The organism is Pseudomonas sp. GW456-E7, assembly GCF_059424105.1.
This window is the reverse complement of the sequence record NZ_JBWKZB010000009.1, coordinates 37,402-52,170: the sequence shown is the minus strand read 5'-3', so window position 1 is coordinate 52,170 and position 14,769 is coordinate 37,402. Positions and strand designations below refer to the sequence as shown.

Here is a 14,769-nt window from a genome sequence, read left to right as displayed (position 1 = left end):
GGCTCAATCCCAGTTCGGTGCGATGCCTTTGGGGCTGGTCAACCGGTGGCCGCGATCCAGTGTTGTGATCAAGGCCCTGTCGGCCTCGCTCAAGGTCAGTTCGCGAGCCTTCAGGTTGCTTTCGAGGTTGGCCCGGCGAGTGGACGACGGAATCACCGAGTAACCTGATTGCATGGCCCACGCCAGGGTGACCTGAGCCGGTGTCGCTTGCAGGCGTTCGGCGATCTGCTGGATGAGCGGGTCCTTGAGGACTTCACCGTACGCCAGGGTCATGTAGGACGTGATGCCGATGCCCTGGCTCTGCGCGAACGCGACGACCTTGCGGTTTTGCAGGTAGGGGTGCAGTTCGATCTGGTTCGTGGCGATGTGCTCGGCGCCGATGGCTGCAATCGCCTGTTTCATCAGGTCGAGGGTGAAGTTGGACACGCCGATCTGCCGGGTCAGGCCCATGCGTTTGGCTTCGAGCAGGGCGCCCATGAACGCTGCGACAGGCACTTGATCGTCCGGCGACGGCCAGTGGATCAGGGTCAGGTCCAGGTAATCGGTCTGCAGTTTGTCCAGGCTTTCCTTCAGGCTCTCGATCAGTCGATCACCGGCCAGGTTGGCGACCCAGATCTTGCTGGTGATGAACAGGTCTTCCCGGGCGATGCCGCTGGCGGCGACAGCCTCGCCGACCTTGGCTTCGTTCTCGTAGATTTGTGCGGTATCGATCACCCGGTAACCGAGCGCCAGGGCGGTGCTCACCGAATCGATGACCACCTGGCCTTGCAAGCGAAACGTACCCAGGCCGAAGGCGGGAATGGACATTGATGACTCCAGAGGTTGCAGTGGGAATGGGCGGCAGTATCCGCGCCTGCATCCGTGAGAAAAACCGCTGGATGGGCAAAGCAATGTTTACCGTAAATCAAGAATCTCCGGCAGTCTGGTGGGGGGTGGTGTCTGATCCGCCCCCTTCGCTGGCAAGCCAGCTCCCACAGGGGAATGCATTCCAAATGTGGGAGCGGGCTTGCTCGCGAAGGTGGCGACTCGGTCTGAAGCCTTACCCCCGAGGCTCAAGAATCATGCAAGTGGTGGTCCCCGTCGCATACAACCGCCCATCCACATCATAAATCCGCCCCTCGGCCAGCGCCGTCGAGCGCCCCAAGTGCACAATCTTGCCCTCGGCACGCACCGGTCCACTGGCGTTGTTCAGCGCGCGGACGTAGCTGATGCGCAGATCCAGCGTGGTGTAACCCTGGCCTTTTTTCAGTTGCGTATGGACTGCGCAACCCATGCATGAATCCAGCAAGGTCGCGGCATAACCGCCGTGGACCGTGCCCAGCGGGTTGTAGTGCCGGGCATCCGGCGTGCCCTGGAAGATGAACAGCCCGGCCGACCATTCGATGGGGATGAAATCCATCAGCGTGCCAATCGGCGGGGAGGGCAATTCGCCGTTGCCGATGCCTTCGAAAAACTCGGCGGGGGACAACGCGCTGACCTCGGCCATGGACAGACTGCCGGGCCCGGCAAGGCGGGCGCGCATGGCCTGTTCCTGGGCGATCCATTGGGCGAGGGTGGCGTCGCGGTTGGGGCTTTGCATGACGGAGTCCTCGGTGGGCTCAATATTATGGGTGTAATCAAATTCGATATTATGCCCGAAATAAAATCTCCGCTACCCCAATCAGCTGACCGCTTGCCGCCCAAAGCTTGCCGCTGCCCCTACGCAATATCACTGCGGCTGAATTCCTCCCCGAGAAAATCGATCAACGTGCGCACCGACGGCAGCAACCCCCGACGCGAGGGGAAGATCGCATGGATCACACCGCTCTTTGGTGCCCAGCCGGGCACCAGTTCCACCAGTTGCCCGGCAGCGATTTCATCGCGCACCACCACGCTGGGCAGGTGCACGATGCCGATCCCGGCGACCGCCGCATGGCGCAAGGCCAACAGGTCATCGGTCACCATGCGCGGGGCATGCCGGATCATCGCCGTGCTGCCATCGGCGCCGAACAGTTCCCACTGATATTCGCGCTGCGCCGCGCCCCAGTGCAGGCTCGGCAGGCCGCTGAGGTCGGCCGGGGAGGCCGGTGTCGACAGGCGCGATAGAAAGGCCGGGCTGCCGACCACGCTCTGGGTGCTGTTGCCCAGCACCTTCATCACCATGTCGGTGTTTTCCAGGGGTGGAAAGCGTACCCGCAGGGCAATGTCGAAGCCTTCGTGAATCAGGTCGACCCGGCGGTTGGTGCTCTCGATGAACACTTCCACCAACGGGTACTTGAGCATGTAGCGGGTCAGCATCGGCCCGACCCAGGTGTTGAGCAGCGCCGTCGGGCAACTGATACGCACCATGCCCTGAGGCTCGGAGCGGTTGCGCTCGATCAGTTCGGCGGCGCTTTCCGCCTCCACCCGCATGGCCAGGCAGCGTTGGTAATACGCCTGGCCGATTTCCGTCAATGAGCAATGCCGGCTGGTGCGGTGCAGCAGGCGCACGCCGAGGCGTTCTTCAAGCTCGGCAATGCGTCGGCTGAGCTTCGACTTGGGCATGTCCAGTGCTCGGCCGGCCGCGGCGAAACCGTGATGCTCCACCACCTGGGTGAAGTAGTAGAGAGTGTTGAGGTCTTCCACCATCGTTCTCCAAATAGAACGCTAAAGCTGATTTTTGCAGTCTAGCGCAGCAAAGGTCACGGTTTTAAGCTTTGTCCATGGCTTCACCCCCTCTCACCAGGAGACACCATGAAAAACATCATCGGTATCTACACCAGTCCACGGACCCATTGGGTTGGCGACGGTTTTCCGGTTCGCACGCTGTTTTCCTACGACAACCTGGGCAAACACATCAGCCCGTTCCTGTTGCTCGATCACGCCGGCCCCGCTGAATTCACCCCGACCACCGAACGCCGTGGCGTCGGTCAGCATCCTCATCGTGGCTTCGAAACCGTGACTATCGTTTACAAGGGCGAACTGGAGCACCGGGATTCCACCGGCAGCGGCGGCAAGATCGGCCCCGGCGATGTGCAATGGATGACCGCGGCCTCGGGGATCCTGCATGAAGAGTTTCACTCCGACGGTTTCGCCAAAAGCGGCGGCACCCTGGAGATGGTGCAACTGTGGGTCAACCTGCCGGCTAGGGACAAAATGGCCAACCCCGGCTACCAGACGATTCTCGATGCTGACATCCCGAGCATCGCCTTGCAGGACAACGCCGGCAGCCTGCGCCTGATCGCCGGTGAGTTCGACGGCCACAAGGGCCCGGCGCGCACCTTTACCCCGGTCGACCTGTGGGACATTCGTTTGAATGCCGGCAAGTCGCTCACCCTGGACCTGCATGAAGGGCGCAACACCGCACTGGTGGTCTTGCGTGGCACGGTTCAGGTCAATGGCCTGGAACCGGTGCGCCAGGGGCAACTGGCCCTGTTCGATCGCAAGGGCGATCAAATGACCCTCGAAGCCAGCGAAGACGCGCTGGTGTTGTTGCTAAGCGGCGAGCCGATCGACGAGCCGATCGTCGGTCACGGGCCGTTCGTGATGAACACCGAGCAAGAAATCCACCAGGCCTTCGCCGACTTCCAGTCCGGACGCTTCGGCCGGATGCACGCTTAATTCGCAGCGCTTCAACACCCGACGCTACACAGGATGAGTAGGCCGGTTTTCAGGCCAGGGATGGCTGTTGCCCAAAAGAAAGAGGAAACGCACATGAGTACTGTCTACGCGGCCAACTTCAACGGCCAGAAACCGACCATCGATCCCAATGACAGCGCGATGCTATTGATCGATCACCAGAGCGGACTGTTCCAGATCGTCAAGGACATGGACGTGCCCCAACTGCGCGCCAACGCCATAGCCCTGGCCAAGGCCGCAACCTTGCTGAAGATGCCGGTGATCACCACGGCTTCCGTTCCCCAAGGGCCGAACGGGCCGTTGATCCCGGAAATCCACGAGGCCGCACCCCATGCGCAGTACGTGGCGCGCAAAGGCGAAATCAACGCCTGGGACAACCCGGAGTTTCACGCGGCGGTCAAAGCCACCGGCAAGAAAACCCTGGTGATCGCCGGCACTTTGACCAGCGTGTGCCTGGCGTTCCCGTCCATTGCCGCCGTGCATGAAGGCTACAAGGTGTTTGCGGTGGTCGACGCCTCCGGCAACCACTCGAAACTGGCCACCGACCTGACCGTTGCCCGCCTGGCCCAGGCCGGGGTGGTGCCGATCGACATCATGGCGACGCTCTCCGAACTGCAAGGCTCGTGGAACCGCCCCGATGCCGAACAGTGGGCCGCTGTCTACGCCCAGGCCATGCCGCATTATCAATTGCTGATCGAGAGCTACCTCAAGGCCCAGCAAGTGGCGAACGAACACGAGACGCTGGATTCCCAGCGCTAACTGGCTTGCGGACTACCGCAACCTGATGACCGGCTACAGCACGCTGGCCAACAGCAAATAACTTCGGCAGCACGCATCCCCCCTGTGGGAGCGAGCCTGCTCGCGATGACGGTAGTCCAGACACTGTTGCAGTGACTGTCAGTCCGCCTTCGCGAGCAGGCTCGCTCCCACATTTGTTTTTGTGGCGATTGCAGAATCCCGCCAAATCAATTGCTCCTACACTAGTGCCAATCCACGCTATCTTCGCGTCATTGGCCCTGGATGGAGTTGCTTGATGCTGTCATTGCTCACTGAACACCCATTGATCTGCGCCATGGCGCTGATCCTGATCGATCTCGGGTTGTGGTATTTGCTCAGCGCCGCGGGCAGTGCCTGGCGGCTGCTGGTGCGGGTGGTGATTTTCTCGTTGTTCAGCCTCCTGTTGTTCAACGAAGGCCTGAACCCGATGGAGCCGCCGCCCTGGGCCGATAACGTGCCACTGCACCTGGCCGCCACCGGCTTGCAGATCGGCTGGTGGTTGTTCGGCGCGCGGACCCTGACCGTGCTGATCGGCGCGGTGATGATGCAACGGGTGGGACATACCGGGCGCTTGCTCCAGGATTTGCTCGGCGCGGTGATTTTCCTGATCGCGGTGATTGCGGCCCTGGCCTATGTACTCGATTTACCGGTCAAGGGCGTGCTGGCCACCTCCGGCGCGTTGGCGATCATCGTCGGCCTGGCGTTGCAAAGTACCCTCAGCGACGTGTTCTCCGGCATCGTCCTCAACACCACCAAGCCCTATCAACTGGATGACTACATCTCCATCGACGGCATGGAGGGCAAGGTGACCGACATCGACTGGCGTGCCACGCGCCTGCAGACCTCCCAGGGCTGCATGGCGGTGATTCCCAATTCCCTGGCGGCCAAGGCCAAGATCATCAATTTCAGCAGGCCGAACGACATGTTCGGTATCTCCGTATCCCTGGAGGTGAGCCCCCACGCGAGGCCGAACACGGTCATCGACGCGTTGGAGCGGGCCATGCAAGGTTGCCGTGCGCTGCTGGATAAACCGTCACCCAGCGTTGGCCTGAAAACGTCCAGCAACACCGGCGCGGTCTACGAAATCAGCGGGTTTGTCGCGTCGATGGACGAGAAACGCTCGGTGCGCAATCAGCTGTACGACCTGGCCTACCGGCACTTGCAGGCGTCCGGGGTCAATTTGTTGTCGAGCGTGGAGCCCAGCCCACCGATCAACTCGACACGCAAACGGGCGTTGCTGGACAGCTCGCCGATTTTCTCCACCCTGCGTCAGGAAGAGAAAGACACGTTCAGCCAGAACATGACCCTGCAAACCTTTCGCGCCGGGGAGGTGATCCTGGAAGCGGAGGAGGTCAGCGATCACTTGTTCATTATCGAGTCCGGCGTGATCTCGGTGACCGTGATGCGCCACGGAGCGCCCTACGAATCCGGACGCATGGGGCCGGGGGAGGTGATCGGCGAGGCGGGTATTCTCACCGACAGCGCGTTGCCTGCGCAGTTTACCGCCAAGACATTCTGTGGCCTGTACCGCATCGAAAAGTCCTACCTCAAGCCGTGTCTGGATGCCCGTCACGACATCAACGATGCAATGAAAGCCCTGCTCGATTACCGGCTGCAAAAAGCGAAGATCCTGACTCAGGAGCTGCCGGTGGCGGTGGAGAAAAAGGGCTTTTTGCGGTGGTTGCGCAATCGGGTTTGAGCTCGGTGGTGAATGGCCGCTGCGCGGATCGCGAGCAAGCTCGCTCCCACATTTGAGTGCATTTCCCTGTGGGAGCGAGCTTGCTCGCGATGACGGCAGTGAATTCACCAAAAGTGAAGAGTGAAACCCATCACACCCGCGCCAATGGCCTCCTCGACTTCTGGAATATTGGCTATTTGTGCAGACCAGCCGAGGGACTAACGTAGCGACACACCCACTTGCCCTGGAGCACGTCATGCAACCCCGTATCGATTTCTACACTGCCAGCCCCGACGCCCTCAAGGCGATGATCGCCCTGGAAACCGCAGTGTCGAAGCTGCCGCTGGAAAAAAACCTGATTGAACTGGTCAAGCTGCGCGCTTCGCAGATCAACGGCTGTGCCTTCTGCATCGACATGCACACCGCCGATGCGATCAAGGGTGGCGAAACCCCGCGTCGTCTGTTCGCCGTGACGGCCTGGCGAGAGGCGCCGTTTTTCACCGAGCGTGAACGCGCTGCGCTGCTGTGGACCGAATCCCTGACCCAGCTCAGCCTGACCCACGCCCCGGACGAAGACTACGAAGTGGTCAGCGCACAGTTCACGCCCAAGGAAATGGTCGACCTGACCGTCGCCATCAGCACCATCAACAGCTGGAACCGCCTGGCAGTCGGCTTCCGTAAAACGCCTCAGGCCTGATGTTCAACAAACCGCCGATGCCTCAATGGGCATCGGCACTCGGCGCGGCCGGTGGTTGCACCTTGCGCATCAAGGGCACCATCGCCGTGGCGAGTACAGGGTCGCATCTCTCCTTTCCGAGCCTCCTTATCTTCCGATTGAACTGCTTTTGGATGGCTTATGCGTATATGTGCTAATTCGCTGTCATTTTTGACAGTTTCGAAAGTTGAGTTTCTCACCTTAATATCTCTTCATTCATCCACACTTTTCCGCAGGGGAAGTTGTAATGGCCGACGAAGGGATTGATTCAATCACCTATGTAGTTAGCAGTCTTGAGCGACCTGACTGGTTGATTGCAGCAGGCTTGGATAAAGGTTTGCGTCACGATCGAACGGAGACGGGAGGCCTCAAGGGGACGGTTTTGTCGGTGGGCAGTACAATACGATTTAGACAGACTAGTCCAATGTCCAATATGGGCGTTATTCTTGGTTTGTTAAATGACGACCAAAAAACAGAGGAACACCTCGAAGTCACAGTTGAGTGGCGCGAGTTCTGTTGTAAACATGCGTCAGTGCCTTTTTTATCTACTCCTTATACAGATGTCGCTGGTCAGTTGATTGCTATTGACGTGGAGGTATCAGGTTCTCAGAAAATCCTGCCAGTTTATCAGGCTGGAGGGAGTGCGGCGTTGTTTTTCCAGTTGTGGGATTTGCAGAGCGCTGAGTATGCATTGTTTGTTTCTGATTATGCGCAAATTCTGATACCGGCTAAAGATAAGGAGGTATTGAGGGCGTTGCATCAAACATCCGGTTTGCAGGCCCTGACCGCTTACTATAATGGTGTTTTTGAGTACTTCAATTATCTGGCGGGGCTTTCATTTGAGCCTTTGGCGCCGACAGATAAAAACATACCGAATCGTTACTTTATGAAGGCTGATAAATCTGGCGCCGGTGCTGGCTACTATAGCGGCGGCTGGACAGCAGAAACTTCGGACTCGGTTGCGGCATTCTGGTTGGACATTAAAGCGACCAACTGGGGTAGCCTTCATGAAATAGGTCATGGCTATCAAGGCAAGTTTATGGCCAATAGCAGTATTAACATGGCAGAGGTTTGGAATAACGTACTGGCTGCCAGCTATCAGAACAAAATGCTTGGGGAGGCGGTCTACGAGAAGGGATGGTTATACGGTCGTGGGGAGGAAAAGCTTTATAAAGATGCTATGGCAGCATTTGATAGTGAAAGCGCTATCGAAGCCGATAGTTTGAGGCTTTTCTTTTATATGCTGATGTTCCAGCGTATGGGTGAGAGGGGTATCGTTGAGTTTTTTCAACGCTATCGCCGACTCAGCAACGGGCAAGGTTTTAAAGTTGAAGATCATCCGGCAATGGAGTTGCTAAGCAGTGTAGCTGTTGATGTCGCAAATATTGATGTTTCAACTTATATGGCATATGCCGAGGCGCCGCTGGCCTCGCGACAGGAAGTTGAGAATGCCTACAGTAATGCCGCTCCGGTTTTCCCTTTGTATTTACTGGTTTCACAAGATGAACTAAGGCAGGTCCAGAATCTGTTGGGGTTGAGAAGCCCTTTGAGTTTGGTCAGTTGTGCCGAGTTAGCCGTTACTGGTTTAACGGGGGACGTATCGTTTAATTTTGAGGAGCCTGTTTATCACGAAATAGTCGGGATGGTTTTTTTATTAAGGGATGGGAAAGGACCGGCCAGAATCTTAAAAATCACGAGCCCACGGGTGGTGGTGAGTGGCTTGCCGGTGGGGCTTTATGTGTTGCACTTGCCTGATATGGCAGGTGGTGATTATCAGTCTGTGACTCATTATGCAGTGGTTAAGAGCGGAAGGTCCGATGTTGACTGTATTTATGTGAGGAAGTATGCAAGTACTCTGGCAAATCAAGTCGTATATTTAAACGGGCTGGTTGGTGTTTTTTGTACTGTTGCCGTGGATGTGTCGAGGGGCACCGTGGTAGTTGACGTTGTCAGCGAAAGCCCACATAGCTATTTTGTCGGTGAGGTGTATGCAGCCGTAACGCTGAGAGATGATCGGGGTAGAGTTGTTTTTTCAAGAATGATGATGGGCGATAAGACAGCTCTCTTTCACAAGGAGTTCGCTATCGAAAAAGATTTTACTGTAGAGATCTTTCATAAGGAGCCATCAAGATTAACTGCCTCCAATAGTGCTGCATCTCAGTTGATTGATGAGGTTTCACAGACTAATAGGTTGAAGGTTACAGTGCAGGGGCTTGTCAATGTGGAACTCGGAACTGATTCAGGGGCAAACTTGAAGTCTGCAATCGAAAAGTGTGTCGGGGTTTTTGAACAGTCCCCACATCTTGTTCTTCATGCGGATTATCCAGTGAAAAATGATCTGAGACAGGCGATTAATTCTTTTGCAGAACCCATTCGAAGCGAATTATTTGAGCGTTATCGTGCTGTCGAATTTTTTCCGCCTGCGTTTAATCGTTCATTGTTTGGTAGTGTCATGACATGGGGTCTTCAAGGCAATGGTGGCAGAGATATTGGGTATTTAAAGATGAAGCTTGCCCTGCAAAGACTCGATATCGTCCTTTCGGGTGGCGCAGCTCATGAATATTTCTCCTCGGTGTACATGTCTGTCGTAGTGAAGTCTGCTTCTGGCGAAATTGTCTATTTTCGAGAGCTGCGTGGAGATGAATCCGAAGAAGCAAGCACTGTGACCCTTCCGTTTGCGCCTGGCAGTACGGTAAGCGTTATGCATCGAGAGCCTACACGATGCTGGATTGTTAAGGACTCTCTTCCCGAACGTACTTCGGTTGAGCGGGTGCAACATGTTAAACATCTGGCTTATCTGAAGTTGATGTTGAGCAGTTAGGACGGCTCCCTCAATGAGCGTCTGCTGACGGCGCGGCCGGTGGTTGCACCTTGCGCATCAAGGGCACCATCGCCGTGGCGATGACGAAGCACACCCCGATCATCAGAAACGCGTCGCCATAGGTTTGTGTCTGGGCTTCGCGGTAGGTCAGCAACCAGAGTTGATGCAGGCTGGCGGTGACGCCGGCGCCACCGCTCTGGCCGAGGGCGGCGAAGTTGTTGCCGACCTGGGACAGCCATTGGTTGAGGGCCTCGTTGGTGCTGTTGAGGTTCTCCGCCAGCCGGGTGAAATGCAGGTTGGTGCGGTCGTTGAGAATGGTCGCACACGCCGCGATGCCGATGGCCCCGCCCAGGTTACGCATCAGGTTGAACAGCCCCGAGGCATGTTTGAGCCGTGCCGGTGCCAGGCCGCCGAGGGTCAGCGTTACCGCGGGCGGCACCGCCAGTTGCTGGGCAATCCCGCGCAAGGCTTGGGGCAACATCAATTCCCTGGCTCCCCAGTCATGGGTGATCGGGCTGAAATCCCACATCGATAACGCGAACAGCCCGAGGCCGGTCATCATGATCCAGCGCAGGTCGACGCGGTTGGCCAGAAAGGCGTATAGCGGAATCGCCATGATCTGGAACACCCCGGTGGAGAAAACCGCCAGACCAATGTCCAGCGCACCGTAGCCACGCACTCGGCCGAGGAACAGCGGCGTCAGGTAAATGGTGGCGAACAGGCCGATGCCGGTGACGAACGAGAAGAAGCAGCCAAGGGCAAAATTGCGATCCTTCAGGGCGCGCAGATCGACAATCGGATTGGCCACGTGCAGGGTCCGGCCGATGAACGCCAGCCCGGCCAGGCCGCTGATCCACGCGGTGGTCAGGATCGTACGATCGCTGAACCAGTTCCAGCGCGGGCCTTCTTCGAGGGTGTATTCCAGGCAGCCGAGGAACAGCGCCAGAAACACCATGCTCAAGTAATCCGCGCCTTTGAGCAGCGATAGTTCAGGCTGGTCGATTTTCACCAGCATCGGCACGGCCACGGCGACAAAGATGCCGGGGACCAGGTTGATGTAGAACAGCCAGTGCCAGGACGAGATGTCGGTGATCCAGCCACCGATCACCGGCCCCAGTGTCGGCGCCAGTGACGCCACTGCGCCTATGGTCGCGGCGGCGATCACCCGTTGCTTGCCGGTGAAGAACACGAAGGCCGTGGTGAACACCATCGGGATCATCGAACCGCCGAGAAAGCCTTGCAGGGCGCGGAAGGCGATCATGCTCTGGATGTTCCAGGCCACGCCGCACAGCAGGCTGGTCAGGGTAAAGCCCACCGCCGATGCGCAGAACAGCCAGCGTGTGGAAAACACCCGGGACAACCAGCCCGACAGCGGAATCACGATGATCTCGGCGATCAGGTAACTGGTTTGCACCCACGCGGTTTCGTCGGTGCCCGCGGAGAGTCCGCCGCCGATGTCACGCAACGAGGCCGAGACAATCTGGATATCCAGCAGCGCAATGAACATGCCGATGCACATGCTGGCAAAGGCGAAGACCTTGGTTGCCGTCGCCATGTCCGCGGCATTGAACGGTTGTGCCGGGGCGGCGAGGGCGCGGCTCATGGCGCGCTGGCCACGGCTGGCGCTTCAGGCGCCTTGCGCGTGTCCACTTCAGCGGTCACCGACAACCCCGGACGCAGGTGGCCGAGCACACTGTCGGCCGGGTCGAGGTGAATCCGCACCGGTACCCGCTGCACGATCTTGGTGAAGTTGCCGGTGGCGTTTTCCGGTGGCAATACGCTGAATTGCGAACCGCTGGCGGGGGCGAGGCTGTCCAGGTGACCGTGGAATTCCTGCCCCGACAGCACGTCGGCACGGATCACCACCCGTTGCCCCGGCACCATGTGCGCCAGTTGGTCTTCCTTGAAGTTGGCATCGACCCACAGGCCGCTGGCCGGTACCACCGAGAGCAATTGCGAGCCGGCCTGGGCATAGGCGCCGACCCGTGCCCGACGGTTGCCGATCACGCCGTCGACCGGTGCCTTCAGTTCGGTGTAGCCGACATTCAATTGCGCCAGATCGCGCTCGGCCCTGGCCTGGATCAAGGCGGCCCGGGCCTGTTGTTTCTGGGTGTCGATGACATTCAACTGGCGCTGCGCGGCCAGCAATTCCGCCTGGGCGCGGTTGCTTTGGGCCTGGGCCGTCTTGAACGTGGCGTTGGCGCGCTGGGCGCTTTCCACCGAGACGGCGTTGGTGGACACCAGTTTTTTGTAGCGGGCATCGTCATCCCGCGAACGGGTGGCTTCGGCACCGGCGGCGTCGATGCCGGCGCGGGCCTGGCCGATGACAGCCTGTTGCAGTTGTTCGGTGGCGTCGAGGTTGGCCAGCAAGGCTTCCTGGGCAGCCACTGCGCCTTCGGCCTTGGCCAGGTTGGCGCGGTAGTCGCGCGAATCGAGACGGATCAGCACATCGCCGGCCTTGACCTTCTGGTTATCGGTCACCAGCACTTCGTCGATATAACCCGCCACCTTTGGCCCGATCACCGTTACGTCACCGCCGATGTAGGCATCGTCGGTTTCTTCGATGAAACGCCCGGCCGTCCACCAATGCGTGCCATACACCCCGGCCAACACCAATGCTGCCATCCCCATTGTTGGCAGAAGCAGGCGCTTGAGCAGGGGACGTTTTGCCGGTTGCACCGGGGCGTCCAGGTCGGGTTCAACGGTGGACATACTGGTCATGGAGGGATACCTGTCAGGCGGTGTTTAATTATGATGCATGTAATATGATGCATGTAATATTTTGTGGCAAATGGTTTTTGCTGCCGGTCGTCAGGTGGGTTGTTCCGAGAGAATGAGAATCTGCGTGCGATAGAGAACCACTGTGGGAGCGAGCTTGCTCGCGATAGCGGTAGTCCAGTCAACAATGATGGTGCCTGACACGCCGCCATCGCGAGCAAGCTCGCTCCCACAGGGGATCGCTACTGGTTTACCGGAATGAAAAAGGCCGGTGATCTGCGCGATCACCGGCCTTTTTTGCGGCTATTGCTTAGACGCGTTCAAAAATCGCCGCAATGCCCTGGCCGCCGCCGATGCACATGGTCACCAGCGCGTAACGGCCGCCGGTGCGGTGCAGTTCGTGGATGGCCTTGGTGGCGATGATCGCGCCGGTCGCGCCCACCGGGTGGCCCAGGGCGATGCCCGAACCGTTCGGGTTGACCTTCGCCGGGTCGAGGTCCAGTTCCTGGCTGACGGCGCAGGCCTGGGCGGCGAAGGCGATGTTGGCTTCGATCACGTCCAGGTCGGCGACGGTCAGGCCGGCGCGCTTGAGCGCCAGGCGGGTGGCCGGGATCGGGCCCAGGCCCATGAATTCCGGTTCGACGCCGGCGTGGGCGTAGCTGACCAGGCGGGCCAGTGGCTTCAGGTTGTTGGCCTGGACCGCGTTGCCGCTGGCCATGACCAGCGCGGCGGCGCCATCGTTGAGGCCCGAGGCGTTGCCGGCGGTGACCGAACCGTCCTTCTTGAACGCCGGCTTCATGGCTGCCAGTTGTTCCAGGGACGTGGCGCGCGGGTGTTCGTCGACGCTGAACAGTTTGACGCCTTTGCGATCCTGGATTTCCACGGTCGCGATCTGCTCGCTGAAGTAGCCGTTGGCAATCGCGTGGGCCGCGCGATTCTGGTCTTCCAGGGCCAGGGCGTCCTGCATTTCGCGGGTGATGCCGTTGCGCGCGGCGACGTTTTCGGCGGTGATGCCCATGTGGATGCCATGGAAGGGGTCATGCAGGATGCCGAGCATGTAGTCGATGACCTGGGCGTTGCCCATGCGCGAACCCCAACGGGCGGACGGCATCAGGTACGGACCGCGGCTCATGGATTCGGCACCGGCACCGACGACGATGTCGGCATCGCCGAGCATCAGGGTCTGGGCGGCGTTGATGATCGCTTGCAGGCCCGAACCGCACAGGCGGTTGACGTTGTAGGCCGGGGTTTCCTTCGGGATGCCGGCGTTGATCGCCGCGACGCGGGAGATGTAGGCGTCGCGGGTATCGGTCGGGATCACGTTGCCCATCACCAGATGGCCAACGAGCGCCGGATCCACGGCGGCGCGTTCCAGGGCGGCTTTCACGGCCGTGGTCGCGAGGTCGGCCAGGGGCACGTCCTTGAGCGAACCGCCGAAGGTACCGATGGCGGTACGGGCGGCGCTGACGACGTAGATTTCTGGAGTGTTCATGGCTGGTTTCCTTTCGGTGGATTCTTGTCTGTACTGCGATTGAGCAGGGCGTTCAAGGCGTTTTTCGCCTCGTCGGTATTCAGGCGCTGGATGAACAGCGTGTTTTCTTCGCGCAGGGTGGCTTCCAGTTCCGGCAACGTCGCCTGTTTCATCAACTGCCGGGACTGGCGCAAGGCCTCCTGGGGCAGGGCCAAAAAGCGCTGGGCGATTTTTCTGGCCGCTGCCAGGCATTGCTCGCCGTCATCGAAGGCTTCGTTGGCGATGCCCCAGTTCACCGCTTCGTTGCCGTCCAGGCCGTTGCCCAGCAGGAGCAGGCTCGCGGCGCGGGCGTGACCGAGTAGGCGTGGGAGCAACAGGCTGGCACCGAATTCCGGGCACAGGCCGATGTTGACGAACGGCATGCGCAGCTTGGCGTTGCGGGTGACCAGCACCTGATCGCAATGCAGCAGCAACGTAGTACCAATGCCGATGGCCGCCCCGCAGACTGCCGCGATCAGCGGCTTTTGCAGGTGCGTGACGACTTTCATCAGGCGAAACGCCGGGGCGTCCAGATGAGTGGGCGGATGCTGGAGGAAATCCACCAGGTCATTGCCACTGGTGAAGCAGGTCGGGCCACCGGTGAGGATGATCACGCCGGTCTGCGGGTCTTCGTCGGCGGCCAGCAACAGCTCGGCCAGTTGCGTATACATGGCGTTGTTCAGCGCGTTGAGCTTGTCCGGGCGGTCGATGGTCAGCGTCAACACGCCGTCGCGTTGCTCGTGTTTGATCAAATCTGTCATCGCAGGCTCCGCAGGGTCGGTTCAGGCTGCCACTTTAAGCGCCGGACAAATCCCGATCTATGGCAAAACGGGTCAACTGCGCTGCCGCTTTTTGCCATGCCGGTGTGCCAAAAACGACACACACCCATTCGGGGTATGGTTCCGCCCGGCCAATCGACCAATAGTGGAGGCATCCGCTCATCCAGAGCCGAA

12 protein-coding genes are annotated in these 14,769 nt (G+C 59.2%); 5 read left to right on the top strand and 7 right to left on the bottom strand.

All coding sequences use genetic code 11. The features are described 5' to 3' along the window. Positions 1 to 3: 3 nt before the first annotated feature. The 3 genes from dkgB to AC07YV_RS08415 all read right to left on the bottom strand — a co-directional run bounded on the left by dkgB (position 4) and on the right by AC07YV_RS08415 (position 2,607). Positions 4 to 807: a 2,5-didehydrogluconate reductase DkgB gene (gene dkgB, locus AC07YV_RS08425; RefSeq protein WP_102699258.1), complete on the bottom strand. Its 804-nt coding sequence runs from the start codon at positions 805 to 807 to the stop codon at positions 4 to 6. 232 nt (positions 808 to 1,039) lie between these two features. Next, positions 1,040 to 1,579 (bottom strand): PaaI family thioesterase, encoded by a 540-nt coding sequence (locus AC07YV_RS08420; protein WP_102699257.1) that lies wholly within the window; start codon positions 1,577 to 1,579, stop codon positions 1,040 to 1,042. Positions 1,580 to 1,698: 119 nt separating this feature from the next. After that, positions 1,699 to 2,607: a LysR family transcriptional regulator gene (locus tag AC07YV_RS08415; RefSeq protein WP_095968029.1), complete on the bottom strand. Its 909-nt coding sequence runs from the start codon at positions 2,605 to 2,607 to the stop codon at positions 1,699 to 1,701. Between the two features lie 105 nt (positions 2,608 to 2,712). Between AC07YV_RS08415 and AC07YV_RS08410 the strand changes: the two genes are divergently transcribed. From AC07YV_RS08410 to AC07YV_RS08390, 5 genes are all read left to right on the top strand, one after another. Further along, entirely contained in the window at positions 2,713 to 3,579 is an 867-nt protein-coding gene (locus AC07YV_RS08410; RefSeq protein ID WP_102699256.1) for a pirin family protein, read from the top strand. Positions 3,580 to 3,672: 93 nt separating this feature from the next. Beyond that, positions 3,673 to 4,356: an isochorismatase family protein gene (locus tag AC07YV_RS08405; protein WP_102699255.1), complete on the top strand. Its 684-nt coding sequence runs from the start codon at positions 3,673 to 3,675 to the stop codon at positions 4,354 to 4,356. Between the two features lie 274 nt (positions 4,357 to 4,630). Beyond that, positions 4,631 to 6,073 (top strand): mechanosensitive ion channel domain-containing protein, encoded by a 1,443-nt coding sequence (locus AC07YV_RS08400; protein WP_102699254.1) that lies wholly within the window; start codon positions 4,631 to 4,633, stop codon positions 6,071 to 6,073. Between the two features lie 235 nt (positions 6,074 to 6,308). After that, a complete protein-coding gene (locus tag AC07YV_RS08395; protein WP_095968033.1) occupies positions 6,309 to 6,749 on the top strand; it encodes a carboxymuconolactone decarboxylase family protein in 441 nt (146 codons plus the stop codon). Between the two features lie 265 nt (positions 6,750 to 7,014). After that, positions 7,015 to 9,588 (top strand): putative mucin/carbohydrate-binding domain-containing protein, encoded by a 2,574-nt coding sequence (locus AC07YV_RS08390; protein WP_494990278.1) that lies wholly within the window; start codon positions 7,015 to 7,017, stop codon positions 9,586 to 9,588. A 10-nt stretch (positions 9,589 to 9,598) separates the two neighbouring features. On the opposite strand, the gene AC07YV_RS08385 is transcribed toward AC07YV_RS08390, so the two are convergent. From AC07YV_RS08385 to AC07YV_RS08370, 4 genes are all read right to left on the bottom strand, one after another. Then, the gene (locus AC07YV_RS08385) at positions 9,599 to 11,191 is read right to left on the bottom strand and encodes a DHA2 family efflux MFS transporter permease subunit (RefSeq protein ID WP_102699252.1); all 1,593 of its coding nucleotides are present in this window, start codon (positions 11,189 to 11,191) and stop codon (positions 9,599 to 9,601) included. Then, positions 11,188 to 12,309, bottom strand: coding sequence for an HlyD family secretion protein (locus tag AC07YV_RS08380; RefSeq protein ID WP_102699251.1), 1,122 nt, complete (start codon positions 12,307 to 12,309; stop codon positions 11,188 to 11,190). The genes AC07YV_RS08385 and AC07YV_RS08380 overlap by 4 nt, the downstream gene beginning before the upstream one ends. A gap of 307 nt (positions 12,310 to 12,616) precedes the next feature. Beyond that, positions 12,617 to 13,798, bottom strand: a complete 1,182-nt coding sequence (locus tag AC07YV_RS08375) for an acetyl-CoA C-acyltransferase family protein (protein ID WP_102699250.1) — start codon at positions 13,796 to 13,798, stop codon at positions 12,617 to 12,619. Next, positions 13,795 to 14,577, bottom strand: a complete 783-nt coding sequence (locus AC07YV_RS08370; protein WP_102699249.1) for an enoyl-CoA hydratase — start codon at positions 14,575 to 14,577, stop codon at positions 13,795 to 13,797. Before AC07YV_RS08370 ends, AC07YV_RS08375 begins: the two co-directional genes overlap by 4 nt. Positions 14,578 to 14,769: the final 192 nt, after the last annotated feature.